The organism is Pseudarthrobacter sp. C1 (assembly GCF_034720455.1).
Classification (GTDB): Bacteria; Actinomycetota; Actinomycetes; order Actinomycetales; family Micrococcaceae; genus Arthrobacter.
In genome coordinates, this window is sequence record NZ_JAYESK010000003.1 from 179994 (window position 1) to 205583 (window position 25590).

20 protein-coding genes are annotated in these 25590 nt (G+C 68.5%); 7 read left to right on the forward strand and 13 right to left on the reverse strand.

Annotation, left to right across the window (positions count from 1 at the left end; all coding sequences use genetic code 11):
- Positions 1 to 5: 5 nt before the first annotated feature.
- Positions 6 to 488, reverse strand: coding sequence for a hotdog fold thioesterase (locus U7114_RS05990; RefSeq protein WP_323056769.1), 483 nt, complete (start codon positions 486 to 488; stop codon positions 6 to 8).
- 265 nt (positions 489 to 753) lie between these two features.
- Between U7114_RS05990 and pta the strand changes: the two genes are divergently transcribed.
- Complete coding sequence (gene pta / locus U7114_RS05995; protein WP_323056770.1) at positions 754 to 2844, forward strand: phosphate acetyltransferase; 2091 nt, start codon at positions 754 to 756, stop codon at positions 2842 to 2844.
- 86 nt (positions 2845 to 2930) lie between these two features.
- Here the strand turns inward: pta and U7114_RS06000 are convergent, their stop codons facing one another.
- On the reverse strand, positions 2931 to 3236 hold the full coding sequence (locus tag U7114_RS06000; RefSeq protein ID WP_321214299.1) for a hypothetical protein: 306 nt from the start codon (positions 3234 to 3236) through the stop codon (positions 2931 to 2933).
- 136 nt (positions 3237 to 3372) lie between these two features.
- Between U7114_RS06000 and U7114_RS06005 the strand changes: the two genes are divergently transcribed.
- Positions 3373 to 4536, forward strand: a complete 1164-nt coding sequence (locus U7114_RS06005) for an acetate kinase (RefSeq protein ID WP_321214298.1) — start codon at positions 3373 to 3375, stop codon at positions 4534 to 4536.
- A 79-nt stretch (positions 4537 to 4615) separates the two neighbouring features.
- On the opposite strand, the gene U7114_RS06010 is transcribed toward U7114_RS06005, so the two are convergent.
- From U7114_RS06010 to U7114_RS06030, 5 genes are all read right to left on the reverse strand, one after another.
- Positions 4616 to 5812 carry an FAD/NAD(P)-binding oxidoreductase gene (locus U7114_RS06010; RefSeq protein WP_321214297.1) on the reverse strand — a complete coding sequence of 399 codons (1197 nt, stop codon included), beginning with the start codon at positions 5810 to 5812 and terminating at the stop codon, positions 4616 to 4618.
- Between the two features lie 4 nt (positions 5813 to 5816).
- Positions 5817 to 6023: a DUF2945 domain-containing protein gene (locus tag U7114_RS06015; RefSeq protein ID WP_157241319.1), complete on the reverse strand. Its 207-nt coding sequence runs from the start codon at positions 6021 to 6023 to the stop codon at positions 5817 to 5819.
- 8 nt (positions 6024 to 6031) lie between these two features.
- Complete coding sequence (locus tag U7114_RS06020) at positions 6032 to 8428, reverse strand: hypothetical protein (protein ID WP_323056771.1); 2397 nt, start codon at positions 8426 to 8428, stop codon at positions 6032 to 6034.
- Between the two features lie 6 nt (positions 8429 to 8434).
- Positions 8435 to 9109 (reverse strand): peptidoglycan-binding protein, encoded by a 675-nt coding sequence (locus U7114_RS06025; protein ID WP_323057002.1) that lies wholly within the window; start codon positions 9107 to 9109, stop codon positions 8435 to 8437.
- A gap of 173 nt (positions 9110 to 9282) precedes the next feature.
- Positions 9283 to 11862, reverse strand: coding sequence for an AMP-binding protein (locus U7114_RS06030; protein ID WP_323056772.1), 2580 nt, complete (start codon positions 11860 to 11862; stop codon positions 9283 to 9285).
- Positions 11863 to 12145: 283 nt separating this feature from the next.
- On the opposite strand from U7114_RS06030, the gene U7114_RS06035 reads away from it, so the two are divergent.
- A complete protein-coding gene (locus tag U7114_RS06035; protein WP_157241325.1) occupies positions 12146 to 12598 on the forward strand; it encodes an SRPBCC family protein in 453 nt (150 codons plus the stop codon).
- An 87-nt stretch (positions 12599 to 12685) separates the two neighbouring features.
- On the opposite strand, the gene U7114_RS06040 is transcribed toward U7114_RS06035, so the two are convergent.
- Positions 12686 to 14917, reverse strand: coding sequence for a S9 family peptidase (locus tag U7114_RS06040; RefSeq protein ID WP_323056773.1), 2232 nt, complete (start codon positions 14915 to 14917; stop codon positions 12686 to 12688).
- 225 nt (positions 14918 to 15142) lie between these two features.
- Between U7114_RS06040 and U7114_RS06045 the strand changes: the two genes are divergently transcribed.
- From U7114_RS06045 to U7114_RS06055, 3 genes are all read left to right on the forward strand, one after another.
- Complete coding sequence (locus U7114_RS06045) at positions 15143 to 15709, forward strand: hypothetical protein (protein WP_323056774.1); 567 nt, start codon at positions 15143 to 15145, stop codon at positions 15707 to 15709.
- Positions 15706 to 17319 carry an FAD-dependent monooxygenase gene (locus U7114_RS06050; RefSeq protein ID WP_323056775.1) on the forward strand — a complete coding sequence of 538 codons (1614 nt, stop codon included), beginning with the start codon at positions 15706 to 15708 and terminating at the stop codon, positions 17317 to 17319. Before U7114_RS06045 ends, U7114_RS06050 begins: the two co-directional genes overlap by 4 nt.
- A gap of 484 nt (positions 17320 to 17803) precedes the next feature.
- Entirely contained in the window at positions 17804 to 18226 is a 423-nt protein-coding gene (locus tag U7114_RS06055) for an Hsp20/alpha crystallin family protein (protein WP_323056776.1), read from the forward strand.
- 242 nt (positions 18227 to 18468) lie between these two features.
- Here the strand turns inward: U7114_RS06055 and U7114_RS06060 are convergent, their stop codons facing one another.
- The 5 genes from U7114_RS06060 to U7114_RS06080 all read right to left on the reverse strand — a co-directional run bounded on the left by U7114_RS06060 (position 18469) and on the right by U7114_RS06080 (position 24228).
- Positions 18469 to 19407 (reverse strand): NAD(P)H-hydrate dehydratase, encoded by a 939-nt coding sequence (locus U7114_RS06060; RefSeq protein WP_323056777.1) that lies wholly within the window; start codon positions 19405 to 19407, stop codon positions 18469 to 18471.
- On the reverse strand, positions 19391 to 20176 hold the full coding sequence (locus U7114_RS06065; protein WP_321216290.1) for a histidine phosphatase family protein: 786 nt from the start codon (positions 20174 to 20176) through the stop codon (positions 19391 to 19393). The genes U7114_RS06060 and U7114_RS06065 overlap by 17 nt, the downstream gene beginning before the upstream one ends.
- A 183-nt stretch (positions 20177 to 20359) precedes the next feature.
- Positions 20360 to 22036: an alkaline phosphatase D family protein gene (locus tag U7114_RS06070; RefSeq protein WP_323056778.1), complete on the reverse strand. Its 1677-nt coding sequence runs from the start codon at positions 22034 to 22036 to the stop codon at positions 20360 to 20362.
- A 188-nt stretch (positions 22037 to 22224) separates the two neighbouring features.
- Positions 22225 to 23346 (reverse strand): LCP family protein, encoded by a 1122-nt coding sequence (locus U7114_RS06075; protein WP_157241337.1) that lies wholly within the window; start codon positions 23344 to 23346, stop codon positions 22225 to 22227.
- 207 nt (positions 23347 to 23553) lie between these two features.
- Positions 23554 to 24228 carry a low molecular weight phosphatase family protein gene (locus U7114_RS06080; RefSeq protein ID WP_323056779.1) on the reverse strand — a complete coding sequence of 225 codons (675 nt, stop codon included), beginning with the start codon at positions 24226 to 24228 and terminating at the stop codon, positions 23554 to 23556.
- 141 nt (positions 24229 to 24369) lie between these two features.
- Here U7114_RS06080 and U7114_RS06085 point away from each other — a divergent pair, with 141 nt between their 5' ends.
- Complete coding sequence (locus U7114_RS06085) at positions 24370 to 25590, forward strand: FAD-dependent oxidoreductase (RefSeq protein WP_323056780.1); 1221 nt, start codon at positions 24370 to 24372, stop codon at positions 25588 to 25590.

A 25590-nucleotide genomic window follows, 5' to 3' on the forward strand; every position in this document is an offset into this window, starting at 1 on the left:
GTTTCCTACTTCTTGGGGATGGTGCGGCTGCGTCCGCGGAACTCGGCAATGAGCTCGCCTGGCTGGTTCGGGGTGGGCTCGCCCGGCTGGCCGGCGTCGGCGGGCGGGGCGTCGGCGGCGAAGATCTGGATGTCGTACAGGCCGCTGCGTCCGGCGCTGGAGCGGCGGTCCGCCACCGCCGTGAGCACCTGGCCGCGGAAGGCGGGCTTGAGGAAGTTGATGTCGACGCCGGAGGCCACGGTGATGCTGTTTTCCACGCCGGGTGCCGGCACGGCGGGGTTGCACGCGAGGGCGAACGCCGTATCCCCGAAGGCGAAGATCATTCCGCCGTGGGCCATGCCGAAGCCGTTGAGCATTTCCTGCCGGAGGGTCATCCGGATGGTGGCGTGCCCGTCGCTGATGGCGAGGACCTGGATGCCCATCCACTCGGAGGCATAGTCGTTCTCCAGGATCTGGTGCGTGGGCCCGGAAAGGGTGGTTTCAGCCATGCGTCATTGCCTCCAGCTTTATTTACCGAATGTTCATTAGGTAATCCCATCGAGGGGCCCTGTGTCAAGGGGAGGGCGGCCGGACCAGCCCAGTTTTGGAGGGTCCAGGCCAGCAGTCTGTGGGGGCAGTCCAGGGAGGCGTTCGAAAACTGGGCTGGAAGGGACGACGGCGGCCGGCAACTGGGCGGGAACGTACAGCGGCGGCGCGGGAGGGTTGGAAGTGCAAGGATGGAGGGACCGGCACCAGCACAGCAAAGGGCGGACCATGGCCAAAGGCATTTACGTCAGCGCAACCACCCCGGGCTCGGGCAAGTCACTTGTTGCCCTGGGCCTGGCGGACACCCTGCACCGGCACGCGGACAGGATCGGCTTCTTCAAACCCGTAGTCCACGGCCCGGACGCCACGGCCGATCCGATGGTGGCGCTGATGAAATCCCGTTTCGCGCTGGAGGACGAGCGGTGCCGCGGCGGCCTGACCTACACCGAAGTCCGTGATCTGCTGGCGGAAGGCAACCGCGCCGAGATCGATGCCCGCTGCGTGGAAATTTTCGCGGACATTTCGCGGCACTGCGACGTGGTGATCGTGGAGGGAACCGACCTGGTGGGCCAGGACTCCGCCGTCGAATTCGACCTCAACGCCCGCCTCGCGAACAACCTGGCCACGCCCGTGGTGGCCGTGGTGGGCGCCAAGGGGCGCACCGTTGCAGAAGCCGTGGCCGCCGTCGAGGTTGCCCGGAAGGAACTTGCCGCCGAACGGTGCGCGCTCCTGGCCATCCTGGTGAACCGTGCGGACCCGGAGGACGTGGAAGCGATCGGGGCGGCGGTCAAGCCCGGCGCGTCCAAGCGGCCCGTGTACGTCCTGCCGGAACTGGAGGAGATAGCCCGGCCCACCACCGGTGAAGTGGCCACGGCGCTCGGGGTCCGGCAGATCGCGGGGCGGCGGGACATGGAGCGCGACGTCAAGGACATCAAGGTGGCGGCCATGAACGTGGGCAACTTCCTGAACGTGCTGGACGAGGGCGCGCTGGTGATCGTTCCCGGCGACCGGGCCGACGTGATGGTGGCCTGCCTGGCCTCATCCTTCTCGCCGGAATTTCCGGTGGCATCCGCGCTCATCCTCACCGGAGGGCTCGCACCGGACGCCAACATCTACCCGCTCCTGGCGCAGGCGCCGTTCCCCGTGTTCGCCACGAAGGAGGACACCTACACCACCGCACGCCGGGTCTCCGAAGTCCGCAGCGAGATCTGGTCCGGGCACCGCCGCAAGGTTGCCTCCGCCCTGGGACTGTGGTCCCGCCGGGTGGACGAAACCGAACTTGTGGAGCGCCTGCACCTGCCTCGGGCCGAGCGGATGACGCCGCTGCGCTTCCTGCACGACCTCATCGAACGCGCCCGCTCGCAGCGCCGGCACGTGGTGCTGCCGGAAGGAACGGACGTGAGGATCCTGCGCGCGGCGGAGATCCTGCACCGGCGCGACGTCTGCGACCTCACCGTGCTTGGGCCGGAGCCTGACGTCCGCGAACTGGCCGCAGCGAACGGCATCGACCTCACCGGCATCAGCATCGTGGACCCCGCCACCTCGGACCTCCGGCAGAAGTTTGCCGAGAAGTACGCCGAGCTGAGGGCGCACAAGGGCGTGGACCTGGCCAAGGCGCTGGAGATCATGCAGGACGTCAGCTACTTCGGCACCATGATGGTCCAGCTGGGCGTGGTGGACGGCATGGTGTCCGGGGCCGCGCACACCACGGCCCACACCATCCGGCCGGCCCTGGAGTTCGTGAAGACGCGCCCGGGCGTGAAGATCGTGTCCTCGGTGTTCCTCATGCTCATGCCGGACCGGGTGCTGGTGTACGGCGACTGTGCGGTGAACCCGGACCCGAACGTGGAGCAGCTGGCGGACATTGCGCTGGCTTCGGCGGAGACCGCCGCCCAGTTCGGGGTGGAGCCGCGGGTGGCCATGCTGTCCTACTCAACCGGCGGTTCCGGCTCGGGTGAAGCGGTGGACGAGGTGCGGCAGGCCACCGAGCTGGTCCGTGAGCGCCGGCCGGACCTCGCCGTCGAAGGCCCCATCCAGTACGACGCCGCGGTGGACGCCTCCATCGCCGAGTCCAAGATGCCGGGGTCCTCGGTTGCCGGGCAGGCCACCGTTTTCATCTTCCCGGACCTCAACACCGGCAACAACACGTACAAGGCGGTGCAGCAGAGCTCGGGGGCGGTGGCCGTGGGGCCTGTCCTGCAGGGGCTCCGGAAGCCTGTCAACGACCTCTCCCGCGGCTGCACCGTGGAGGACATCGTCAACACCGTAGCCATCACGGCCATCCAGGCGCAGGCGGAGGCCTCCCAAGAACCCTCCTAAGGCCCTCTCCAGGCCCGCGGGGGAGGGCCATGCAAAAGGGCGACGCCGGCACCACCATGGGTGCCGGCGTCGCCCTTTTGCATAAGTCAGCTGTTGTCCGGCTTGGCCAGGCTTTCCTGGTCCTCCTGCTTGGCGGGTTCGTCCGACAGGCCCTGCGGGGTGAGGTCCAGGTCCTCCGTGTTCTCAGGAGCCTCGGGGGCTTCGCCGGTCTCGGCGGCCTTGAGGTTGCCGGTGTCGTCCAGGGCCGGGTTGGCGCCCTCCACCACCGTGGGGTCCTTCTTTCCGGAGCCCGGCCGGGCATCCGAATCCGCCTGGGCATTCAGGGGAGCGGTGCTGCTGGATCCCGTGTTGGTGGGATCATTCTCGTCAATCGACGCGGGTTCGTTCGTCATGGAAGTGTCCTCTCGGGCGTGGTCCAGCCTGTCCGCCCCGACTCTAGGCGCAGCCGGGCCCATCCGCAAGGAATCGGCCGCCGCGCCCACCTATAGTGGGGTTTGAACCGCAGAAGCAAGGCTCAGGAGGCCCCTCATGCTCGTGCTCGTCATCAACTCCGGATCGTCGTCGCTCAAATACCAGGTGCGCGATGTCGCGGCCGGGAGCGTCCTGACCGAGGGGCTGATCGAGAAGATCGGCATGGGCAACGGCGGTGACGGGGACGGGGAAATCGAGGGCCCGCGGGACCATGCCGAGGCACTGGAACAGGTGGACGCCGCCATCCACCAGGAACTCGGCGGCCTGGAGCTGGCGGCAGTGGGCCACCGGGTGGTGCACGGCGGCGAGCGGTTCGCCGAACCCGTGCTGATTGACAACGAGATCACCCGCGCCATCGAGCGCCTGAACCCGCTGGCACCGCTGCACAACCCGGCCAACGTGCTGGGAATCCGCGCCATCACCAGGAAGTGGCCGGACATGCCGCAGGTTGCCGTGTTCGACACCGCCTTCCACCGCACCCTCCCGGAGCACGCCTGGCGCTACGCTGTCCCGGATGAGCTGTACACCAACCACGGCATCCGCCGCTACGGCTTCCACGGCACCTCCCACGAGTACGTGGCGCGGCGCGCGGCAGCGCTGCTGGACCTGCCCATGGAAGAGTTCGACGGCGTGATCGCCCACCTGGGCAACGGCGCCTCCGTCACCGCCATCCGGGGCGGCCACTCCGTGGACACGTCCATGGGCTTCACGCCCCTCGAAGGCCTGGTGATGGGGACCCGCTCGGGCGACCTGGACCCGTCCATCCTGGTGTTCCTGGGCCGGGCAGGCTGGACGCCGGAGGACCTGGACACCATGCTCAACCGGGAATCCGGGTTGAAAGGCCTGGCCGGCAACAACGACATGCGCTCCGTGGTGGAGGCCTCGGAATCCGGCGACGCGCGGGCTGCGACGGCGCTCGCCGTCACCTCCTACCGGCTGGCCAAGTACATCGGCGGGTACCACGTCGCCGTGGGCGGGGCGAAGGCACTGGTGTTCACTGCAGGGATCGGCGAGAACTCCCACCAGTTCCGTGCCCTGGTGGCGGACAGGCTGGGCGCGCTGGGCATAGAGCTCGACGCCGGCCTGAACGCCGAGCGGTCAAAGGAGCCGCGCGTCATTTCCACGGCGCGGTCCGCCATTCCCGTCCTGGTGGTTCCCACGGACGAGGAGCGGGCCATCGCGGAGGCGACTGCCGCCGTCGTGACTTCCGCGGCCGGGTAACCGACGCTCTCTCACTTAACGCGGGGTTTCCCCGGACGCTCTCTCACTTAACGCGGCGTTTCCCCGGACGCTCTCTCACTTAAGCCCTGCCCTTGAGGATCAGGTTCCAGTAGACCTGCGGGAAGATGTCCCGGTCCACCACCCAGGACAGCCTGCTCTCGTTCCAGGTTGGCACCCGGGGAATGGTGGGCATGGCCCGGTACCGGTCGTCGAACTCGGCGAACACCACGGTGTCGCGTGACACCGTGAAGGGGCACACCGAGTAGCCGTTGTACTTTGCCCGCAGGGCCTTGCCTTTCCGCGCGGCCACCAGGTTTTTGGCCAGGACCTTCGTCTGCTTCCGCAGGGCGCCCCCCGACTTGGAATTGGTGGTTCCGGCCGCGTCCCCCAGCGACCAGACGTTCTGGAACCGGATATGCCGGAGCGTCTGCCGGTCCACCTCCACGAAGCCGCCGGCGTCACCGGCTGCAGGCAGGTCGGTCGCCTTGAGCCAGTCCGGGGCGGACTGCGGCGGAACGGCGTTGAGGACGTCGTAGTGCAGGTTCTCCTCGGTACCGGCGGCCAGGTCCCGGATGGTGGCCGTCTGGCCGGCCGCGTCCACGGCAACCAGTTCGCTGTTGGTCCGCAGCTCGATGCCGTACTCGGCGATCTTGCGGTCAAGCTCCCGGTCCACCTCCGGGACACCGAACACGGTGGGGTAGGGCTGCACCATCACCACGCGGATCCGGTCCAGGACACCCTGCTCCCGCCAGTAGTCGCAGGCCAGGTACATGGGTTTCTGGCTTGCGCCGCCGCATTTGACGGGACCGGCGGGCATGGTGAAGACGGCCGTGCCGGACGTCAGGCCGCTCAACAGGGTCCAGGCCTTGGACGCCAGTTCGAACTCGTAGTGCGAGGCGCCGGCGGGCGAGTGCACGGCCTCGGCCAGGCCGGGCACGGCATCCCAGTCATACTGCAGGCCGGGGCACACCACCAGCTGTCCGTAGGACACAGTGGAACCGGACGCCAGGGTGACGGTGTTCGCGTCCGTGTCCACACCGGCGGCGGCGTCGTGGATCCACGTCACGCCCTGGGGGATCACGGACTCCTGCGACCGGACGGCCTCCGTGGCCTGCGCCCGGCCGCCGGCGATGTGGGAGAACAGCGGCTGGTAGAAGTGGTGGTCCTTGGGCTCCACGACGGCCACGTCCTTGACCCCGTAGCGCTCCAGGCGGGCGGCAAGTGACACGCCGGCGTTGCCGCCGCCGATGATGACCACCTCGTGCTGCGCGGCCACCGTGCTACTTCTTTTCGGTCAGGGCGGAAGCCTTGTGCGCGGCCCGGGCTCCGGTCTTGGCCGACTCCACCACATACTGCGGCTCGTCCTCGCTGGCACGGTGGGTGTTCCCGTCCAGTTCAAAGTCACTGGTCTTCTTTTCCACGATCCTGCCGTGCGTCTTGCCCTGCGGGGTGTTCCATTCCACGGACGTTCCCTTGCCCAATGACATCTGTGCTCCTAGGTGGGGTTTGTGGTGGGAAGCGGCTCGGCTGCGGGAGCCGTGCCCCCAGTATCCGCCGTTGGGAGCGGTGTCTCAACGGGGGCGTACGACGGCGGCGCGTCGCCTGGCGCCGGCTGGGTCGCCGGGGCGGTGGCGGGCGCTGTCCCTGCCGGAGCGGTTGCGCCGGTGCCCGTGCCGGATGAGGCCGGGGCCGTTGGTGCCTGGGCTGGGCCTGGTTCCCCGGAAGGAGCAGGAGTGGCTTCCTGGGCGGAACTTTGTGTGGCGCTGGGATCCGCCTGGACGATGGCCATGATCTGTGCCTTGTAGGAGGACAGGGTGGCCTGGATTTCGGAAAGCGGCACGTTCTGGATATTCCGGCCGTACTCGGCGATTTCTGCCCACAGCGCCTGAAGGGAGGCCATGCCCGCTTCGCTAAGCGGGCCATCCAAGGTGAGGACCAGCTGGCTGGCCAGTGCATAGGTAAGGCATTCTAAGCAGTTGTAGTTCGCCGCGGCGGAGAGGTTCTCCGGCACCACAACGTCGGCCTGGCCCACGATGAGGACCACCTGGAAGCCCACGGCCACGGCCGCGCACCCGCTGCAGCTGGCAAAGGCGTAGGCCTCATTCCTGGTATCAACGGGTTCACCGTCCTCGGCCCACACCAGAGCGAAGGCGACGCTGTAGGTCACGGACCCGTCGGTGGTGTTGACGGCCAGGGCCTGGTTGCCGCCCTCCTCGGGAGCTGCCGGTCTGTCAAAGGGGAACACCCAGGACGGAGCCTCTGAACTGGCGGTTCCTGCCGGACCAGCGCCCGCGGGAGCGTCCACCGGCACCAGCACCATGCTCAACTGAGGGTTCTCCCGGGTGGGCTTTGCGGCGCCTTCGGGCCACAGGGCCACGGTCCGTCCGCTGCCGCCTTCCCGCAGCGCTGTGCCCGAGGCAGGCAGGACCGAAGCCGTCGCATCGGCCAACGTCCCGCGTTCGTACGGCTGCACCGGACGGTACGTGCCGCCGTCGGGCCACCACGCCCACGCAAGCCCCGCCAGCAGTGCCGCCACTGCGCCCATCGCGGCAGTCCGCCGCAGTGCGTGTCCGCTCGTTTTCCGCCAGAGGCCGGTGACCAGCTGCCGCAGCAGCCGCACCAGGATGTAAAGCATGCCAACCATGGGAAGGGCCACGGCCGCAATGGCCAGGATGCGCACGGCGGCGCCGGCCAGGTCGCCGGCGCCAAGGCTCCCGGCGAGCAGCTCCTGCTGTTTGGCCGCACTGCTCCAGGCGGTGGCCAGGAGCCGGGGCAGGGCCAGCACCATCATGGCAAGGCTGAACAGCAGCAGCGGCACGGTGACCAGCACCCACAGGGTCACGACGGCGCGCGCCCACGGCTTGAGGACCCGGTTTTCCGGCCGTCCCCAGCGCCAGGGAAGCAGGCCCAGCAGGACGGGCCTGATGCGCTGGAAGAGGTCCGGCACGCCGGTAGCGTCGGCCAAAATGTGGTACCCGTCAAAGCGGACCAGAGGCAGCAGCTGCCTGACCATCTGCAGGATCTGGGTGACCACCACCAGCAGCAGGGCATCGAAGCCGGTAGCCCACCACAGCCCCATGATGCCTACGGCAACAACGGCGTTGAAGTACAGGCCGCCAAGGTCCGTGCGGATTCTGCCGCCGCGGCCCAGCCGGTAGGAATCCGTGACGTCTGTGAAGAACGCCGGCCAGATAAGGTACAGGCCTGCACCCATGGCGCCGGGCGTGGCCCCGCCCCTGCGGGCAGCGGCGGCGTGCCCGAATTCGTGGAACCCCGCGGAAAGGATGGTGACGGCAAAAATCAACAGGAGCAGGACCGGGTTCTCAAACGCCTCGTGGGTGGCAGATCCCAGGCCCTTGACCATCAGCACCCACCAACAGGCAGCCAGGAATGCCAGGGTCACCAATACGACCACCAGCGGGTTGAACAGAACCGTGAAGGGTGCCGTGATTCTGCGGGTGCGTTCCGGATCGGTCACTGTGTAGCGGAAGCGCATGCCCAGCAGCGGATCAGCCTTCCGGACCGCGGGCTGGGATCCGTCCGCAAGCCGCAGCAGTCCCAGCGGCAGCAGCTGCGAGTCCATCAATGTGCGGACATTGTCCGCGCTGATCAGCCTTCCGGACGCCTCGCTGGCGTGCCGGGCAACCTCCTCCTCCGTCCGTGTCCCGTCCACTGCCTCCAGCACCGCGAACAGCAGCGGCGTCAGTTGCAGGGTCTGGCCGTCGGCGCGGCGGACCAGCGATGGCGGCTCCCGGTAGCCGGATCCCTCGGAAGGCCCGATGAGCTGGACGCCGTCGGCCCGGGCGGGAGTGTGCAGGGGGTGGTCGCCGGTGGGCGCAGCGGACGACGGCGGGCCCGCCTGGGTGCGTGGCCCGCCGCTTGTGTGGGTCATGGGTGCTTACTGCCGGAGGTCGGACTGCTGGTCGGCAGTGGCGTTGGCTTCGCCCTCGATGTGCTGGGAGATGATGGCATCCTGTTCGGCCACGGCGTATGCCTGGCTGTCGATGGAGCCGATGTTCGCGGCAACCGCGGCATCGATGGGCGCGGCCACGTTGGCGTTGGCGGCCACTGCGCCGTTGATCGGGGCCGCGATGTCCGCGTCGGCGGCAAGGTCCACGTTGACGTTCAGCAGGTCGCCGTCGAGTGCGGCGGCCGGGTCCACCGGCAGCGCGCCGACGTCCGGCAGGGTGGTGCCGGCCTCCGTAGTCCCGGTGCCCGCCGCGCCGTCCTCCACCGTGCCGTCGCCGACGGTGTCGTCCGACTGGTCGATGGTGCTGTCCTGGGCGGAAGCCGCATTGGCGTCAGCCACAATGCCCTGCTCGATCATCACCCCCTGGTCGGCCAGCGCCTGGGCATCGGAGCCGTAGGAGAGGATGTTGGCGGACGCCGCGGCGTCGATCGGCGCGGCCACGTTGGCATTGGCGGCCACGGCGAGATCGATGGGTGCCGCCGCATCGATGCCAAGATCCAGGTCCGCATTCAGGTCAAGGACAGAGGCAACTTCCTTGTCCGGCAAAGCGGTTCCCTGTTCCGCCATTAGTTCGTCGTCGGTCAGGGGACGCATTTCTTCCATGCTCACAGAAACCTCCACGTACGGCGCTGGTTGGCCTGCCCCCAGCGGGCAGCCAGCGCCAGACAATAGTAAGCATGATTAGTGTTATTGGATACATCCGTGTCCAGCGCCGCCCATGGTGCGGCTTGGCGCAAGGTGACGGGCGACGGCGGAGGAGGGCCGCCGTCGTCCGCTCACGTCCGTGCGCGCAAACGCTGGGCGGCGCCGGCAACCCTGTTGCACAAGGCCCAGTAGGCCACGCCTGCCGCCAGGGATGCGGCCAGTGCGAGCGGAAGGCCCAGGCCCGCCAGCGGCGGGTAGACCAGCCAGTGGACGAGGTAGATGTGCATGGAGGCGCTGGCCAGCAGGACCGTCACGCGGCCCAGGGCCCGCGGCATGGGGAGGGCGGGCAGCCAGGCAAGCAGCAGGATGCCGGCAATCACCGTGACGTCGCGGTTGGCGTCCTCGAAGAACCCCGGAACCGTGAGGACGGCCAGGGCGGAGACAATGCAGCGCTGGGCGAGGTTGCGGGACCGGGCCACCGCCCATCCGAGCGCGAAGAGCCAGAGGGCCGGAACGGTGTACGGCACACCCGGCTCCACGAGTTCGTACCGGGTCAGGAGGCCGCCGCCGAACAGGATGAGCGGGAAAATGAACGGGAATCGGCGTTCCGCGCGGTGCAGCCACGGGATGGAGAGCAGGGCCGTCATGGCCAGCAGGATGTAGACGATCACCTCGATGAACCAGAAATGCCACTGCGTGGTCACCTGCTCCGGCCCCAGAATGGCGTTGAGGAGCACGATGTTGACCAGGCCGTAGTGGTCGGTGACCAGGTAGGCGAAGGCGATGAACACCATGCTGGGCACGGCGATCCGGGCCACGCTGGTGAGCTGCCGGCGCAGGCGGGGCAGCCTTTCGCCGGAGAGCTGGAAGCGTGCGAAGTTGAACCCGGCCGCGGCAATCAGCACGTGGGCCATGCCCTGCCAGTTGAACAGGCCGATGTGCGTGCCGGCGATCAGGAAGATTCCCACGGCCCGGAGGACCAGGCTGGTGTCCGTGGGGGCAAAGAGCCGTGCGAGCCGGGTCCGGGCGGGCCGGCCCGGCCGGCGCGGCTCCAGGTCGCGGACCGGCGTGACATGCCAGTCGGGGGGCAGGTGGCCCAGGGCCTGCTCCAGCCGGACCGAGGCCGCCACGAAGGACAGGGAGTCGCCGCCGAGCGAGACGAACGTGTCCGTGTCCGCGATGTCCGTCTGCTCCAGCGTGTCCTCGTAGATGCGCCTGACGGTGTCCGGCCCGGCCGCGGTGCCCTGCGGCTCCTGCGGGGAGCGATTGTCCGGGGTGCGTTTGTGCGGGGCCGCTTTGTCCGGGGCTGTTGCGGGGGCAGCCGCGTTGTCCGGGGCAGCTGCGGAGAGCGCGGCCACCGCCGGGTAGTCCACCTTGCCGGTGGCCAGGCGGGGAAGTTCCGCCACTGCATGGATGTCGACGGCGGCGCGCGGCAGGCCGAGGCCCTGGGCGAGGACTTTGGTGAGCAGCCGGGTGTCGTGGGTTCCCTCCACGGCGACGACGAGCCCCTGGTCCGTTCCGGCGCTCGCCGCGTGCACGCCGAGGTCCGCCAGGAGGCGTTCCACCTGGCCCAGGTCAACGCGCAGTCCCACGATCTTGACGAACCGGCTGCGCCGCCCGCGCACCTCGTAGAGGCCTGCGGCGTTCTTCACGGCGAGGTCGCCGGTGCGGAGCTCGGTGACGGTGCGGCCCTGCGCCAGGTCCTCCGGGGTCTCGGCATATCCCAGCATGACGTTGGGCCCGGTGTACACCAGCTCGCCGTCGGCCAGTCCGGGCACGGGTTCGATGCGGAAGTCTCCGCCGGGGACGGGCACGCCGATGGCGCCGGGATGCGCCGTGGCAAGGTCCGGCGGCAGGTACGCCATCCGGGCCGTGGCCTCCGTCTGGCCGTACATGACGAAGAGTTCCCAGCCCTGCCGGCGGCCCAGTTCCGCGTAGTGCCGGACGCTCTCCGGGGCGAGCCGGCCGCCGGCCTGGGTGACGTAGCGCAGGCTGGGCAGGTCCATGTCCGCGAAGCCCACGCGCTCCAGCAGCTCAAAGGTGTAGGGAACGGCGGCGAACGCCGTGGCACCTTCCCGCCGGAACAGCTCCCAGAAGCACGGATCCACCACCGACAGTCCGGTCAGGACCAGGCCGGCGCCGCGCAGCAGATGGCTGTTGATGACCGAGAGGCCGTAGCAGTAGGACATCGGCAAGGTAGTGGCGGCCCGGTCTTCAGCCGTGATTCGCAGGTACGTAGCGATGGACTCGGCGTTGGCCTGCAGGTTGGCGTGGGAGAGGCGCACCAGTTTGGGGGAGCCCGTGGAGCCGGACGTGCTGAGCAGGAGGGCAAGGTCCGGATGCAGGGTGTGCCGGGTCCCGGGCCGGCGTTCGTCCAGGACGCACTCGCCGTTCGCGGAGCGGACCACGACGTCGGGGTCGTAGGCCGCCACCAGGGATTCGAGGGCAGCCGGTTTGTCCTCCGGGAGGAGGATCAGCGGGTGGCCGGACGCCAGGGCGGCGAGGTAGGCCACCAGCGATTCGACGTCGTTGGACGCCGCAAGGGCGATGAGGCGCCGTTCAGTGCCCAGCCTCCGGGCAAAGCTGTCGACGCGGGCGGCCAGCTCCCGGTAGGTCAGCGTCAGCCCGTCGGCAAGGATGGCAGGCCGGTTTCCGTAGCGCGCAAGATCGGCAGCGAAAGAAACCCGCGCGAAATCAAGCTGCGTGGTCATCCGGCAATCTTATTAGTACAGCCTTACCTTACTAAAATCGGGCGTTAAGAAAAGCGGATGGAGAAATAAAAGGGGAGTGCCTCCTTCCGCGGAAATGCCCATCGACTGCTCCAATAACGTCGTTCCGGGGGCTCAAAAGGGCTTTATTGGAGCAGTCGATGAACCACGAGGGTGAGCTTTCCGGCAGCGTCTTGACAGCCCAAAGCCGTCGGGCCAAGCTGGCGCTGTGCCTACCTGCCGGCCGAGCCGGGCCGGCACCAGGCCGTTGTCCAAGGAGAATCCAATGCCTGTTGTGGAAGAAACCGTCGTCATTCCCCGGCCGCAGCAGGAGGTCTTTGACTTCCTGTCGAAATTCGAGAACATCGCCGTCTACGATTCCTCGGTCACCTCGTCCGGGCAGATCGGTGACGGCCCGCTGGGCGTGGGTTCACGGGGCCGCGGAACCAGCAAGATCATGGGGCGGCAGTTCGACTGGACCGCCGAAATCACTGAGTTTGATCCGCCCCGGCGCATGGTGTCCCGTTCCGTCGAGGGCAAACTGGACTTCACCATTACCATCACGCTCGAACCGGCCGACGGCGGCACCCGCGTCACCGAGCGGATCGAGGCCGCGTCCGGCCTGGGCGGCATCTTTGGCAAGCTGGCCGACCCGCTGGTGGAACGGGCCCAGGGAAGGACCGTCCGCGCCAATCTCGAAACGCTGGCCGAGTGGCTGGCGGAGCATCCACAGTCCTGAGCGGTTTCCCCATCGATTGCTCCGAAAACGCCGTTTTGGAGGCTCTAAACGGCAATATCGGAGCAGTCGATGGCGTACGGCGTCGTCCTACTTCAGGCCGGCGCCGGGCAGCAGCTCGGTGGCGCCAAGGGAATCGGCGATGAAGGCGTAGTCCCAGGCCCGTTCCCGCCACTGCACGTAGCGGCCGGACGCGCCGCCGTGCCCGCCGTCCATCTCGATCTTCATCAGGATGGGCTCGGTGCCGGTGGTTTTGCTCCGCAGCTCCTGCACCCACTTGGCCGGTTCCACGTACAGGACCCGGGTGTCGTTGAAGGAGGTGACGGCGGCGATCTTGGGATACGCCGCCTCCCTGACGTTCTCGTAGGGGGAGTACGACTTCATGTAGGCGTAGGCCGCGGGATCGGTGATGGGGTTGCCCCACTCCTCCCACTCCAGGGCGGAGAGCGGCAGCTCGGGATCGAGGATGCTGGTCAGGGGGTCCACGAACGGCACCTGCGCCACGATCACTGCGTACTTTTCCGGCGCCATGTTCGCCACGGCCCCCATCAGCAGGCCGCCGGCCGATCCGCCCAGGGCGGCGATCCGCGCAGGATCCACCCAGCCGGAACCGGCCAGCCAGTCTGTGGCGTCGATGAAGTCGGTGAACGTGTTCTTCTTGGTGAGCTTCTTGCCGTCCTCGTACCAGTGCCGGCCCAGCTCCCCGCCGCCGCGGATGTGGGCGATTACGAACACCACGCCGCGGTCCAGCAGCGACAGCCGCGCGATCCCGAAGCCCGGATCCATGCTCAGCTCATAGGAGCCGTACCCGTAGACCAGGCCGGCCGCCGTCGAATCCTGCTTCACGGCCTTGTGCCGCAGTACGGAGAGCGGAATCCTGGTGCCGTCCGCGGCGTCTGCCCATTCCCGGGTGGCGACGTAGTCGCTGCCGTCGTAGCCGCCCAGGACCGGGCTTTCCTTCCGCAGCAGCAGCTCACCCGCGGGCTGCTGCGGGGTGGGCAGCACGAAGTCGTACACGCGCGACGGCGTGAAGTAGGACGTGTAGCCCAGCCGGATGACCGGGGCCTCGTAGTCCGACCCGCCTACGCCCGCAGTGTAGAGCTCCTCATCGAAGGCCGGCTCCACGGGTTCTTCCTGGGCGGGCGTCCCCAGCCCTGCCAGCCCGATGAACTGCACGCGCTCGATGGTGTCCTTGCGGATGGAAACGACCAGGTGCGTGGAGGTGACTCCCGCGCCGTTGATGCGGACGTCGTCGGAATGTTCGACGACGGTGAGCCAGGCCTGCTCTGCCAGCGGCTTGGCGAGCTCGGCCGGATCAGCCAGGGAGACCATGGAGTTGACCGCACCGCGGTTGTGCGTCAGCAGGATGCGCTCGCGTTTTTCGCCGTCGGGCCCGGCAAGCAGGAACGGCTCGGCCTCATAGAGCACGTGGTCGTTCCGGGAGATCACGGTGGTGAGTTCCTGGGCGGGGTCGTCAAAGCGGAGCAGGCGGGTTTCGCTGTACTCCGAGCACCCGATGCCCAGGACGAGGTGGCGCCGGTCAGCTGAGAGCTCGAAGCCCAGCCACATGGCGGCGTCGTCCTCCTGGTAGATGACTACATCGTCGGCAACAGGCGTGCCCAGGACGTGCGCCTTCACCTGATACGGGCGCCAGGAATCATCCACCATTGTGTAGAAAATCCGGGTGCCGTCGGGGGAGAAGGCAACGCCGTAGAAGATGTTCTCGATGACGTCCGGCAGCAGCTCGCCGGTGCTGAGGTCCTTGATGCGGAGGGTGAAGCGCTCGTCCCCCGAGTTGTCCACGGCATAGGCGTAGAGGGTGCCGTCCACGGTTACGGCCGAGCCGCCCACCGAGAAGAACGGCTTGCCCTCCGCCTCCACGTTGCCGTCCAGCAGGACTTCCTCGCCGGGGATTTCGACGCCGGGCTGGACGGCGGGCGGGGTCCAGTCGGCAACCTTGTCCCCGGTGTCCGCGGCCCTGACCCGGCACTGGATGCCGTATTCCTTGCCCTCCACGGAGCGGCTGAAGTACCACCAGCCGTCCTTGCGGTGCGGCACGGAGAGGTCCGTTTCCTGCGTGCGGCCCTTGATCTCCTGGAAAATGGCCTCGCGCAGCGGCTCCTGGTGTGCGGTGACCGCTTCCTGATAGGCATTCTCGGCCTTCAGGTGCGCCACCACTTCGGCGGATTCCTTGTCCCGGAGCCACTCGTAGTTGTCCACGAAAACGTCCCCGTGGTGGACGCGTTCGGACGGGATCTTCTTGGCAACCGGCGGTGTGGGAGCGGCAGTGGCGGCGGAGTCCCGCAGCGGAGTCTGGGTCATTCCTTCAATATATAGATCCGCGCCGACAATTATCCGGCCGTTCGCTACCGGGGGATCGCCGCCTCCCGGCGAGGGAGTAAAGGGCGTCCGACGGCGGTGCGCGCGGCAGCGGTGCGGGGCGGAAAAGGGCCAAAGACCCTAGGGGCGGGGACCGGTGTGCGGGACGGTGGAGGGAGTGAAGGGACAGACCGGACGGACACCAGGGGGCGCGGAAGGAGAGCGGCAATGTCCAGCGAACACGGTCCGGCCCCCAGGGCCCAGGCCTGGCGGGCGGTGGCCGGGTGTGTGGGCAGGAGCTTCGTGATGCTGGCCCGGCGGCAGGTCCACCTGCCCGGGGAAAACGTGGGACGCGTCCTGCAGTTCGCGGACGGCAGCACGGCGCGGGTGTACCGGGAAACGGCCGTCAGAGCCGCGCCCGGGGAGCCGTGCACCCTCGTTGTCGCCTTCAGGCTCAGGCTGGTGCGGGGCAGGGCGCACCGCCTGTTCGAAGCCGAAAGCCTGCTCAACACGCCGCTCTTCGTCGGGTTTCCTGGTTTCGTGTCAAAGCTCTGGTGCGCGCATGACGACCGCGGAGTGTATCGGGGCTTCTACGAATGGGATGGCGCGGAAAGGGCACACCATTACGCGGCATCCCTGTGGCGGGTCCTGGAACTGGTGAGCGTCCCGGGCTCGATCAGGTACAAAGTTTTGCCCGGGCTGCGCCGGGATGAGGCGCTCGCAGACCCGGCCCGGATGGAAGCTGCCGCCGCCGGGGCCGGCCAGGCCTGGTGGCGGCTCCTGGGCCACCCATGACCGTCCACAGCGACGTCCTGGTGGTGGGCGCCGGTCCCGCAGGCCTGGCAACGGCGCTCCAGGCGCATGCCCACGGAGCCACCGTACGCATTGTCGACCGGCGGGCGGAACGGGTGCGCCCCTCCCGGGCAATGATGCTCCACGCCCGTGCACTCGAGGGCCTCCGGCCGCTGGGTGTCACGGACGAACTGCTCAGCCGGGCGGACACCACCCCGGAGGCACGCATCCACCTCGGCAAGCGGGTGGTGCAGGCCAGGCTTGGCCACGCCGACCTTCCGGACACGGCCTTCCCGCACCTGACGCTGGTCCGTCAGGCCGACGTCGAAGACGTTCTGTGGCGCGCGCTCAAAGCCCGGGACGTGCCGGTGGACTGGGGCGTTGAGTTCCGTGGCCTCGCCGCCTTCCCGGGCAGGGACGGAGCGTTGCGCGCCGACCTGCGGCTGGCGGACGGCAACTTCCCCGGGGCGAACCGGACCCTTGGCAACCCGCACGAACAGGGCCTGGAGCAGCACGAATGCCGCTTCCTCGCCGGATGCGACGGGCAATCCAGTACCGTGCGCGGGCTCGTCGGTGCCGAGTGGAGCGGGGCGCCGTACCGGGTGGAGGCAGTCCTGGCCGACCTGGAGCTCGATGGCCCGCTGGACCCCGGCCTCCTCCATGTCGCTGTGGGAAGCGCGGGGCTTGCGTTCCTTTTCGCCCTGGGCGAGGGCGCCACGTGGCGGCTGCTCGCCACCCGCACGGCAGACCCGCATGCCGCCGGCCCGTTCGGGCAGCTGGGGCCGGCAGTCCCGGCGGGGGAAGTGGCCCGGCTCGTCCAGGGGTCGGGGCTGGAGGCGACGGTGCGGGACGTGCGGTGGTCCGCACAGGTCCGCCTGCAGCACCGAGTGGCCAGCAGGTTCCGCAGCGGGAACCTGTTCCTGGCCGGAGACGCCGCGCACGCCCATTCGCCGGCGGGCGGCCAGGGGATGAACAACGGCATCCTTGATGCGCTGAATCTTGGCTGGAAGCTTGGATTCGCTTCCGACGGCGGGACGCACCCGGAACTGCTCGGCTCCTATGACTACGAGCGCCGCCTCGCTGCCCGGCGCGTGCTGGCCCTGACCCACGTCATCTTTTTCGGGGAAGCGTCACCCCACCCCCTTGCGCGCCTGCTCCGCGGCCTCCTTCCGGTTTCCGCGCCGTTGCTGCCGGTGCTGCTGCGCCGGCGGCGCCTCACGTCTGCCGGCATCAGGCTGCTGGCACAGCCTTTTGTCCGCTACCGGAACAGCGGCATCTCGTTGGAGGGCACCCCGCCCGCAGCGCGGTGGCCGCGGCCGGGGGACCGGCTGCCGGACGCGCCGGCAGCCACCGGCGGGCAGCCCGCCCGCCTTCACGAGCTGACGGCCGCGCCGGGCGTCCACATTCTGCTGGAGCATGATGCCGGCTGGGATGTGGCGGGCGCGGAGCTCGCGTTTTCAGGGCGCAAGGTCCATGTGCATCGGCTCAGCAGCCATCCCGGCCGCGGCATCGTTGCGGTGCGCCCGGACGGCCATGTCGGTTTCCGCTGCGGGGAGTCGGACCTGCACCAGTTGCGTGCCTGGCTCCGGCTGGTGGGTGCCGTCCCGGACTGACGGGAACGGCGGGCCGCCGGCCTAGTGGGCTTGAGGCGGCGGGCGTATCCTGTTCACGCCAAGGCACGTCCATCAAACGTGAGAGGGGAACGTCACATGACCATCCCGCCAGTGCACGAGCCCGAGCCGTTCCCGCCGGAACCAGGCCCGGACCAGCCAGATCCAGCCCATCCCGGCCACCCGGGCCCGCCGGCTCCCAATCCGTTCCCCGCACCGGAACCCCCGGGCCCGCTGCCGGTGCCGGATCCGGGCCCGGCACCGCTGCGGCCGGACCCGACGCGGAGCTGACAACCAGCATCTGAGGGGCCTTTCGCGTACCGCGATGGGCCCCTCACCCATGTCCCGCGAGGCCGCAAAAAACTTCAAAAATACCCTTCGGAACCCCTTGCAGACCTGATTCCCCAGTGATAAAAAATCTATATCAGCCAATACAGATCGGCTGATGCGGAAAAGTGTTGGACCGTCTCTTACGAGGAGGGAAGCCATGTTGATGCGAACTGATCCGTTCCGCGAGTTGGACAGGCTGGCCCAGCAGGTCCTCGGCACGGCGGCGCGCCCGGCAGCGATGCCGATGGACGCGTGGCGGGAGGACCAGGAATTTGTCGTCGCCTTTGATCTGCCCGGCGTCGCACTGGATTCTGTGGATCTGGATGTGGAACGGAACGTCCTGACGGTACGGGCCGAGCGCCCCGACCCTGCAGGCAAGGACACCGAGTTGATCGCCTCCGAGCGGCCGCGCGGCGTTTTCAGCCGCCAGCTGATCCTTGGGGACACCCTGGATACTGACAACGTAAAGGCTACGTACGACGCCGGTGTCCTGACGCTGCGGATTCCTGTCGCCGAAAAGGCCAAGCCGCGCAAGATTGAAATTGAGACGAAGGGGGCCAAGCAAGAGATTGCCGCCTAGCTTCAACACAGGATCGGAAAGTCGGGGATTTGCTGACTGCCTTTAGGGCGGATTGCACAGTATGCACGCCACAGCGCTTAAAGCGCACCGGCAGCCTACACCCGCACTTCCCGGTATGGCGGCCCCCGGCTTCGGCCGGGGGTCGTCTCATGCCCGGAGAAAGCAACGCGGGTCACCTATCGCGCAAAAGACCCCGTCGGATGGACCGTAAGTGACCCCGCGTTGCTTTTAACCTGGAGGGATCAGGTGTTGAGTTCCAGCATCAGCGCGGGCAGCTCGTCCGCGAGTTCACGCGCCAGGAAGCCCAGGGGTCCCAGCCGGCTGGCAAGCCTGTCCGCAGCAGCCGCATGAAGATGGGTGCCCCAGCACGCAGCCTGGGCTTCACTGGTTCCCCGCGCGCGAAGGCCGGCGATGGCACCGGCCAGGACATCCCCGCTGCCTGAGGTCCCCAGCCCGCCGTACCCCGTGGTGATTTTCCAGAGCTCCGCCTCTTCCGGAGCATCACCCGGCGGCCTCGCGATCAGGCCCTGGCAGCTCACCACCGCCTGGTACCGTTCGGCAATCTCCGCGACATCAGCAGGCAGGTCCTCCAGCCCGCGGCCAAGCAGGATCTCAGCCTCCTTGGGATTGGGCGTCAGGATCAGGCGCCCCGTCCACGGACCGGACTGGTCCTCCACCTTGGCCAAAGCACCCAAAGCGTAGGCATCGAGGACGACGGCGGGACCTCCGCCGTCGTTCCCTTTCCCGGAGGCGGCCTCCCGCCCGAGCAGCGCCCGGAGCAGCTCCTCGGCCAGGTCCAGGTCATCGAGGCCCGGACCCACCAGCACGGCATCTGCCTTGTCCAGGTACGGGGCAATGAGGTCCAGTCCCCCGGCCGTAACGGACCCGCCGGGGGTTTCCGGCAGCCCCACCGCCCCGCATTCCGGCAGCGCGACGCCCACGTGGACGGCCACCGATTCCGCGACGGCCAGGGTGAGTTTCCCGGCGCCGGCCCGAAGGGCGGCAGCACCGGAGAGCAGGGCGGCACCGGGAGTCGCCCGGGCCCCGCCGATCACCAGAACCGATCCGCGGGAGTACTTGTCCTCGCCGGCGGCAGGGAGCGGCCAGTCGCGCAGGAGCGACGGCGTCACCAGGGCTGGCTGCGCGGCCCCGGCCGCGCCCGCCTCACCGCGGGTGGACACTGGCGTCCCCGGCATGTTCGGTCACGGCAACGCCCTGCTCGGTCAGGTGGTCCGCGACATTGAAGCTTTCGAGCGTCCAGCGGCCGGCGCCGGAGGGCCGCACATAGCGGGTCAGGGAGGCATTCAGGACCGAGGTGGTGGCCGCCAGGTCCAGGAGTTCTGCTTCACTCAGCCCTTCAAGCACGTACCGGAAGAGCATGATCACGGCGTCGTGGCACACCAGCATCACCCGATGCCCGGTGCCGAGGTTGTTCAGTTCCGCCAGGACGGAGCGCAGCCGGAGGGCCACGTCCGCCCAGGATTCCCCGCCCGGCGGCCGGTAGTACAGCTTGCCCAGCCATTCGCGGCGTTCCACCTCGTCCGGGTAACGCTGCTCCACGCCCAGCCGGGTGAGCCGGTCCAGGATGCCCAGTTCGCGGTCCCGGAGCCGTTCATCGGTGCGCACCTTCACGGGCCAGCCCGCCACCTCCACGGCGATTTCCGCCGTCTGACGGGCACGTGCATAGGGCGAGGAAACCACGGCGTCCGGCCGGAACTCCTCGGCGGTCCGGGCCAAAGCCGCGCCCAGGGCCTTGGCCTGCTCCTGCCCGATGTCGGACAGGTTCACATCGGCGTCGCGGGCCGGCACGGCGATGACCGCCGCCCCTGCCTCCCGGGCCTCGGTGGCGGCAACGTTGCCTTCACTCTCGCCGTGCCGGACCAGTAGCAGTTCCACCGCCCCGGCTTCCTGCACAGCCTCTGTCAGCCCGTCGTCGTTCAAGAGAATCACCCCGTCTGCGTGCCGTTCCGATTGCAGGAACACTACCAGCGGCGTACCCAGCGGGCGGGGAAAATAACGGACGACGGCGGCCGGCATCTCGCGCCCGCAACGGAAATCCGCGCCCGATTCGGACACCCGCTCCCGGGGCCCGGGACGCGGCTGTCCGGATCAGGCGCGGAAATGCCCGCCGGCTTACCGCTCCGGCGTCAGCACCTTGGAGAACACCGTGGCGCCGTTGGCGTTCCGGAGGCTTGCCGTGAAAGTGTTGTCTTCGCCCAGCTGCACGTGACCGAAGAACTGGTTCTCGCCGTTGCGCGGTGACTCCCCGGCGAATTTGCCCGCCTTGGAGAACACCACCTCGGGCCCGAACGTGCCGTCCATCTTGTTCGGTCCGAATGAACCCGCCGCAATCGGCCCGGCCACAAATTCCCAGAAGGGGTCGAAGTCGGTGAAGGCCGCACGCTCAGGGGAGTAGTGGTGCGCGGCGCAGTAGTGAACGTCGGCGGTCAGCCACACCACGTTCCTAACCTGGTTGCGCTTGAATGCGCTCAACACCCCGGCGATCTCAAGCTCACGGCCCAGGGGTGCACCGGCGTCGCGGTTTGAGACGCTTTCCTGGTTGACCGGCCCGTCGCCCACGATGATGCCCAGCGGCAGGTCGGCAGCGATGACCTTCCAGGTGGCCTTGGACTTGGTCACCTCGCGGATCAGCCAGTCCACCTGCTCCTGGCCCAGAATCGAGGTGGCGTATGGCTCCTTGCCGTCCGTGTTGGGGGACTTGAACGTCCGCATGTCCAGGCAGAAGATGTCCAGCTGCGGGCCACGGCTGATCTTCCGGTAGATGCGGGCGGGCTGGTACTGGCCGGCGTCGTCGAACGTACCCGGCCGCCACAGGGCCGAGGAATCCGCGATGGGCATGTTCTCCTGCCACGCTTGCCGGCCCCGTGCTGCCAGGGTGTTGACGTCGCGGACGGTGTAGCGGGGATCGTCCAGGATCTCGCCGGGGTACCAGTTATTGGTGGTCTCGTGGTCGTCCCAGTTGGCGATGACGGGGACGTCAGCGAACATGGCCCGCATGTTGGCGTCCATCTGGTTGTAGCGGTGCCGGCCGCGGAATTCCGTGAGCGTCTCGGCCACTTTGGACACCTCCTCCGTGACCAGGTTCCGCCACACCTGCCCGTCCTTCTCCACCACGGTTTCCGGGATGGGGCCGTCGGCGTAGACGGTGTCGCCGGAGTGGATGAAGAAGTCCGGACGGGTCTGGTGCATGGCGCGGTAGCCGCGCATCCCGCCGATTTCCTCGTTGATGCCCCAGCCCTGGCCGGCGGTGTCGCCCGTCCACACAAAGCTTTGGGCGGACGACGCCGGCACCTCGCCGCCGTTGCTTGTGTCACCGGTGCGGCCGTTGCCGTTATACGTCCCGGCGTCGGGAGCCGTGCGGAAGCTGCCGCTGACAGTCTCGCCGGCCGCGCCGCCGTCGTCCTCGAAGCTGATCTCCAGTGCAAAGCGCGTGTTGGAGGGCAGGTTCCCGGCGTGGATCTTGGCGGTGAAGTCGGAGGCCTGGGTGGCGCGGGGCCCGCGGAGGACGCGCTCAAAGGCGCCGCGGCCGCGGAGGACCTCGCCGCCGTCGTCCACGGCCCGCAGCACCGCGGTCATCCGCCCGGCACCGGAAGAACGTGACCACAGGACGGCGGAATCGGAGGTGACGTCGCCGGTGGCGATGCCGCTGGGCAGGGTGAGCCGGTTCCGGACCAGCGCGACGCCGGCCGGCGACTGCACTGTGGCGGCCTGGGCGGCGGCGGGTGTAGCTGCCAGTGCGGCAGCGAGGACGGATCCCTTGACGATGGTGCGGCGTGAAATGTCAGTCATGCCGTCCAGCCTCCAGGGGCCGGGCGCACAGACGTTTTCCCGCCGGTGAACCCCGGGTGAGCCCCGGTTGAACAGCCAGGTGGGCCCCTTAGCCGGACGAGCGGCCCTCGACCGCAGGAACGGTGTTGCCCGGCACCGCTCATGCGGGGCAGGGCCGCTTGTCCGCCAATGCCCGCGGCCTCAGCCGGCTACGGAACCGCGAACTCCCCGATCCGCCCCTCCCGCAGCGCAGCCCCAACGGCGTTGATCGCCCCGTAATCCGGGAACAGAACCGACTGGCCCGCGATGAATCCGGAGCCCGCCGTGGGCAGGGTCATGGTGCCGATCGCGTTCACGTCCAGGTTCCGCAGGCTGTAGGCAAGGATGGCAGCCTGCACGGGGTCGAAGCCCCGGTCCACGGTCAGGCAGCAGGACGCGAAATCCACCAGACCGCGCACGGCGTTGACGTCGTTCAGGCCGCCCCCGCCGGTCAGGCGGGCCAGGATGGCTTTGAGCAGGATCTGCTGGTTGCGCACGCGCTGGAAGTCGCCGTCGGAAAATGCGTACCGCTCCCGGGCGAACTCCAGCGCGGACTGCCCGTCCAGGTGGTTCACGCCCGGACCGAAGACGTGCCCCGTGTCGTGCGTGGACTGGAACGGAATGGGCACGTTGACGTCGATCCCGCCCAGCCCGTCCACCATGCCCCGGAAGCCGTGGAAGTCCAGCATAACGGTGTGGTCAATGGTGATCCCGAACAGTGACTGCACCGTCTGGGTGGTCATGTCGATGCCGCCGTACTGCAGCCCGGCATTGATCTTTGCGCCGCCGAAGCCCGGGATGTCCACCCACGTATCCCTGTTGATGGAGATGATGTACAGGGTTCTGCGGTCGGCGGGGACGTGGACCAGCATGAGGGTGTCCGACCGGTGGTCCATGGCCTCGCCGGTTGCCGCCGTGTGGGCTGCAGCGTCCCGAGCACTGGCACGGCTGTCGCTGCCGATGACCAGCACGTTCATGGGCGCCGCGGGCAGCTCCGGGATCGGCTCGGGCGGCGGCGGGGGAGCAGGGGCCGGCGGCGGCGTTTCGGAAGGAGTTTCCGAGGGGGTTGCCGACGGGGACGGAGATTCGCTCTGCGTCGCAGCGGGCTGCGCCTCCGTGCCGGAACGGTTGAGGCTGATGACTGCGACGACGGCGGCGGCCACCAGGACCAGCGCCAGCAGTGCGGCTATCCAGCGCCGGCGGCCGTGCGCCACCCAGCTGCCGTTGTGGGGACCGGGGGCGGGCCCGGATGCGTTGGGGCCGGAGGGGTCAGAACCGTCAGGCGTGCTCATTGTGCCTCACCTCTTTGTGAATGGGTGGGATCAGTGTCCGCCAGCCGAGGCCCTGCTGGCTACAAAGTTGTCCAAACTGTCACCTTGCGTCGCCTGACGGGTCAGACGAATCACGCTTGATTACGACGGCGGCAGCGCGGTCAGGCGGGAACGTCGCCGCCGGGAGAAGTGCCGGAGTCGCCGGAGAGGTGCGGGACCGCCCGAACGCTACGGCGACTCCGCACGTGTCCCGCGAGCGGGTGCGTTCAGGCGCGCGTGGCGGAGGATGGAGACGATCGCGGGCGCCAGTTCGTCCTCCATCTGCCGGTACACCTCGGGCGCGCGCCGGTAGGGGTCGACGATGTCGTTCTCCGCGGCGTCGGCGGGCAAGGACAGGTGCCGCACCCCCGCGGCCCGTGCCGGGAGGCTCTTCCAGAAGGCGGTGTTGGCGCCCAGCCAGCCGCCGTCGTCGTCATCATCCCTGGCGGCCGCGGCGGCTGGCGCGCTGCCCTCGGACGCTGCTGCGCGCTGGTCCAGGACGTCGAGCATGCGGGCGAACTCGCGGATGGTGAACGTCCGTTTGAGGAGGGAGGCGTCCAGCTGCAGCACCTCGCCGCGGTGTGCGGAGGTCATGGTGAGCACCAGGTCCACGCCGCGGAGGATCTTCGGGGTCAGCTGGCGGGCGGCGAAGTTGTCCGGGTTCCCGCCGAAGGTGCGGACGATGTCCGCGGAGAGGGGCTGCATGGGGTCGCCCACCATGGCCCGGGTGCCCGCGCTGGCCACAACGAAACCGCCCGGCACCGCCTGGTCCAGTCCCGCCTGCAGCAGCCGCTCGGCCACCGGCGAGCGGCAGATGTTGCCTGTGCAGACGGTCAGGATTTTTACTGGTTCGGACGTGTCCAAGGGGATTTTCTCTTTCCAGCCGGTGCGCGGACCGTCCAGCCCGCGGATTTCAACTTAACACGCATCACCCGGACCCTCTCTCACTTGATGCGGGTTTTTGGGGAACCCTCTCTCACCTTTCCGGGCAGGAGGCACGATGATATGACCGTGGAGAAAGTTATCGAGCGTGACTGCGTCATTGCCGGCGGCGGACCGGCCGGGATGGTGCTCGGCTACCTACTGGCACGCGCGGGGCTGCGCGTCACAGTGCTCGAGAAGCATGCCGACTTCTTTCGGGACTTCCGCGGCGACACCGTGCATCCTTCCACCGTGACACTGCTGGGCGAGCTCGGGCTGCGGGAAAAATTCCTGCAGCTGCCGCTCACCCGCCTGCCCGCCATGGACGTCGTCATGGACGGCCGGCGCTTCACCATCGTGGACTTCAGGACCCTCCCGGAGCCCGACAACTTCCTGGTCCTGGCGCCGCAGTGGGATTTCCTGAACTTCCTGGCCGGCGAGGCGTCGGCGTTTCCCAACTTCGAGCTGCGCATGCTCACCGAAGCCACCGGCCTCATTGTCGAGCAGGACGAGGTTCGCGGCGTACGGGCGGCGACAGAGGACGACGACGACCTTGAGATCCGTGCGACGCTCACCGTAGCTGCGGACGGGCGGGCGTCCGGGTTGCGCGCCGCGGCCGGGATGACTCCCGACGAGTTTGGCGTGCCCATCGACGTTCTCTGGTTCAGCCTGCCCAAACCGCCGGAACCGCCGCCGGCAACCCTCGGCTACATCTCCCGCCAGGGCATGGTCCTGACCATCGACCGCGGCGACAGGTACCAGTCGGGCATGGTCATCCGGAAGGGCGGGTACGACGAGCTTCGTGCGGCAGGGCTGGAGGCGCTCCAGGCCAGGATCAGCCACGCGGCTCCTGTTCTGCGCCCCGTCGTCACCACCCTCGTGGACTGGGACCAGATCAAGCTCCTTTCGGTCCAGATCAACCGGCTCCGCCGCTGGTACCGTCCGGGATTCATCGCGATCGGCGACGCCGCCCATGCGATGTCCCCGATGTTCGGCGTCGGCGTTAACTTCGCCATCCAGGATGCCGTTGCGCTGTTCAACGCCATCTCCGAGGACCTTGCAGCCGGGACCGCGCCGGCCGGAAAGCTCGCGGCGGTGCAGCGGCGCAGGGAGAAGCCGGTGAAGGTGATGCAGATGCTCCAGCGCAACGGGCACAAGGCCATTGTCCGGGCAACCGCCGGCAACAGCGTCGCGCCGCGCTGGTTCGTCGGGCTCCTCCGGTTCGCCTCGCCCCTGCTGCGCCGGATGACTGCCCGGTTCATCGGCGTCGGAATCCGTCCCGAGCACGTCAGGCCCGGCGCCTGA

Bases quoted from the DNA above. Each gene is read 5' to 3' on its own strand.
- U7114_RS06050 (WP_323056775.1), top strand. From the start codon at position 15,706: ATGACCGTCCACAGCGACGTCCTGGTGGTGGGCGCCGGTCCCGCAGGC.
- U7114_RS06075 (WP_157241337.1), bottom strand. From the start codon at position 23,346: ATGAGCACGCCTGACGGTTCTGACCCCTCCGGCCCCAACGCATCCGGG.
- U7114_RS06015 (WP_157241319.1), bottom strand. From the start codon at position 6,023: ATGTCATTGGGCAAGGGAACGTCCGTGGAATGGAACACCCCGCAGGGC.
- U7114_RS06045 (WP_323056774.1), top strand. From the start codon at position 15,143: ATGTCCAGCGAACACGGTCCGGCCCCCAGGGCCCAGGCCTGGCGGGCG.
- U7114_RS06000 (WP_321214299.1), bottom strand. From the start codon at position 3,236: ATGACGAACGAACCCGCGTCGATTGACGAGAATGATCCCACCAACACG.
- U7114_RS06005 (WP_321214298.1), top strand. From the start codon at position 3,373: ATGCTCGTGCTCGTCATCAACTCCGGATCGTCGTCGCTCAAATACCAG.
- U7114_RS06035 (WP_157241325.1), top strand. From the start codon at position 12,146: ATGCCTGTTGTGGAAGAAACCGTCGTCATTCCCCGGCCGCAGCAGGAG.
- U7114_RS05990 (WP_323056769.1), bottom strand. From the start codon at position 488: ATGGCTGAAACCACCCTTTCCGGGCCCACGCACCAGATCCTGGAGAAC.
- U7114_RS06040 (WP_323056773.1), bottom strand. From the start codon at position 14,917: ATGACCCAGACTCCGCTGCGGGACTCCGCCGCCACTGCCGCTCCCACA.
- pta (WP_323056770.1), top strand. From the start codon at position 754: ATGGCCAAAGGCATTTACGTCAGCGCAACCACCCCGGGCTCGGGCAAG.
- U7114_RS06030 (WP_323056772.1), bottom strand. From the start codon at position 11,862: ATGACCACGCAGCTTGATTTCGCGCGGGTTTCTTTCGCTGCCGATCTT.
- U7114_RS06070 (WP_323056778.1), bottom strand. From the start codon at position 22,036: ATGACTGACATTTCACGCCGCACCATCGTCAAGGGATCCGTCCTCGCT.
- U7114_RS06055 (WP_323056776.1), top strand. From the start codon at position 17,804: ATGTTGATGCGAACTGATCCGTTCCGCGAGTTGGACAGGCTGGCCCAG.
- U7114_RS06085 (WP_323056780.1), top strand. From the start codon at position 24,370: ATGACCGTGGAGAAAGTTATCGAGCGTGACTGCGTCATTGCCGGCGGC.
- U7114_RS06025 (WP_323057002.1), bottom strand. From the start codon at position 9,109: ATGGAAGAAATGCGTCCCCTGACCGACGACGAACTAATGGCGGAACAG.
- U7114_RS06020 (WP_323056771.1), bottom strand. From the start codon at position 8,428: ATGACCCACACAAGCGGCGGGCCACGCACCCAGGCGGGCCCGCCGTCG.